Below are 2,385 nucleotides of genomic sequence, written 5' to 3'. Positions count from 1 at the left end.
CCCGTACCGAGGCCGCCGCCGCCTCGGCCGCCGCCCGCGCCAGCTCCCGCGGGTCGGCCGCGCAGTCCAGCAGGGCGCACACCACCGACCCCGCCAGCTCCCGCGCCAGCGCCACCACGTCCACTTCCCCGCCCCGCTCCAGGGGCGCGAGCCCCCGTACCAGCAGCGGCCGCCACACCTCCCGCAGCCGCTCCACCCCGCCCGCGCCCAGCCCCTCGGACAGCCCGCGCCGGTCCGCCCGGTGCCCGCCGCCCTCCTGGTCGAACAGCACGCCCCCGCCGCCGCCCAGCGCCTCCCGCGCCGCCCCGCCCGTCGTCCCCGCCGCCGTACGGTCCAGTGGCAGCCGGGTCAGCGCCTGCCGGTACGCCTGCGCGTCGTGCACCAGCACCGTCCCGCCGAGCCGCCGCACGCCCCGCCCCCGCGTCGCGGCCAGCAGCCCGAACAGCAGCGGATGGCTGCGCAGGTACACCCGGCGGTCGCGCCGGCGCGCCCGGGCTTGTGGGGTGGTCATCTGACGTGGACCTCTTCCGTGTCGGTGGGCCGGTAACGCCGGTCCCAATACCAGAGCAGGGTGCGCCCGGCACCCCAGGAACGCAGCCGCCGCAGGCTGCTCTGCACCACCAGCCGCTCGCAGCGCACGATCCGCGCGCTGTGCTCCCGCGCCCGGTTGAGCAGGGTGACGTCCTCCGAGCCCTCCTCCAGCCGCTCGCGCGGGGCCCCGCCGCAGCGCACGTACAGCTCCGCGGTGATGCCGAGGTTGTGGCCGTGGCACAGCACGTACGGGGCCCGGAACCGCGGATCGCGGTGCGCGGCCCGCCACCGCCCGTACAGCGCCGCCAGCCGCACCAGCGCCGGCAGCAGCCGCGCCTGCGCGAACGTCGGCCGCTCGTCCCGGCGCGGCACGCTCCGCCCGCACACCATCTCCGCGCCCCGCCCGAACTCCGCCCGCGCGACGGCCGTCCAGTTCCGGGCCGGCAGACAGTCCGCGTCCGTACGCAGCAACAGGCGCGCCCCGCCGCGCACCGCGTGCCGGAACCCGGTGTCCGCCGCCGTCCCCGCCCCCGGCTCGGGCTCGTGCACCAGCTCGACGGGGAAGGGCGCCGAGCGCGCGAACTCCCGTACCACCCGGGCCGTCCCGTCCGTCGAGGCGTTGTCGACGACCACCAGCCGGAAGCCGGTGTCCTCCTGCGCGGCCAGCGCCGCCAGCGTCGCCCCGATCGACCCCGCCTCGTTGTACGCCGGGACCACCACCCACAGGCTCACCCCGCGCCCCGCCCCAGCCGGGCCGCCGCCAGCGCGGACACCGCCGCCCGGTCCGGTTTGCGCGAGCGCCCCGACAGCGGGATCTCCGCGAACAGCAGCGCGTCCGGCCGGGCCGCGCCCATCGCCCGCAGCGGCTCCGACAGGGCCGCGCGCAGCGCCGGTTCGGGCACCCCGCGCTGCGGCTGCACCACCGCGACGAGGTGCTCGTCCCCGTCGCCCGCCGGAACCCCGACGAGCACCCCCAGCTCCACACCCGGCACGTGCAGCCCCGGCTCGTACAGGCCCGGATAGATGTTCTCGGCCCGCCGCAGCACCATGTCCTTGCAGCGGCCCTCCAGCACGATCCGCCCCGCGCCGTCCAGCCGGGCCCGGTCGCCCGTACGCACCCACGGGTCGGGCTCCTCGCCCAGGTAGCGGTCCCGGGCGGCGGGACCGGTCAGCAGCAGCTGCCCCCGCGCGTCCACGGCCGTGCGCACCCCGGGCAGCGGGGCGCCGACCAGGTCCCCGGCGCCGTCGAAGGCGGCCTTCTCCCGGGACTCCACCGCCGCCGCCGGGAACAGCTCGGTCAGCGCGTACACCCCCCACGCCTCCCGCGCGCCCGCCTCCCGGACCCGGCCCAGCAGGGCCGCGCTCGCCGGAGCCGAACCCGTCCACACCCGGCCCCCGAACCGGGCACCCGCCCCGAGCGCGTCCCGCAGCTGCGGCGGGGTCAGGTACGTGTCCCGGGGCCGCAGCCGCCCCAGCTGCCGGGCCAGCACGGCGGGGGAGCGGGCCGGCAGCGCGACCGGCGCCCCGTGCGCCAGCGAGGGCACCAGCACGAAGAAGGTCCCGCCCAGCACGGGCGCGCCGCCGCCGGCGTCGAACAGCGCGGACACCGTCTCCATCCCGGCGGCCAGCCCCGCCCGGGTGTGCACCACCGCACGCGGCCGCGAGGTGGTCCCGGAAGTGAACACCACCACCGCGTCCCCGTCCCCCGCGTACCCGGCCGGCACCCCCGCCCGCGGCGCCCCCAGGTCCAGCGCGGGCGCGCACCCCGGCAGCCGGGGCCCGACGGTGGCCACCGGCCCCAGCGCGGCCAGCTCCGGCAGCTCCAGCCGGGCCCGCCGGGCCAGCGGCCGCGCC

The 2,385-nt window shown here is 79.5% G+C and carries 2 protein-coding genes and 1 pseudogene; all 3 read right to left on the bottom strand.

The features are described 5' to 3' along the window. Window positions 1–511: pseudogene (locus AB0F18_RS39050) on the bottom strand (cytochrome P450); the annotation flags it as partial. Further along, the gene (locus AB0F18_RS39045; protein WP_362070257.1) at window positions 508–1,263 is read right to left on the bottom strand and encodes a glycosyltransferase family 2 protein; all 756 of its coding nucleotides are present in this window, start codon (window positions 1,261–1,263) and stop codon (window positions 508–510) included. The gene AB0F18_RS39045 and the pseudogene AB0F18_RS39050, both read right to left, overlap by 4 nt. After that, window positions 1,260–2,385, bottom strand: a 1,126-nt coding sequence (locus tag AB0F18_RS39040) for an AMP-binding protein (RefSeq protein WP_362070254.1), incomplete at its 5' end; no start/stop codon positions are given. The genes AB0F18_RS39040 and AB0F18_RS39045, both read right to left, overlap by 4 nt.

Source organism: Streptomyces sp. NPDC029216 (genome assembly GCF_040648015.1).
GTDB lineage: Bacteria > Actinomycetota > Actinomycetes > Streptomycetales > Streptomycetaceae > Streptomyces.
This window is presented reverse-complemented; position numbering and strand designations above follow the sequence as displayed.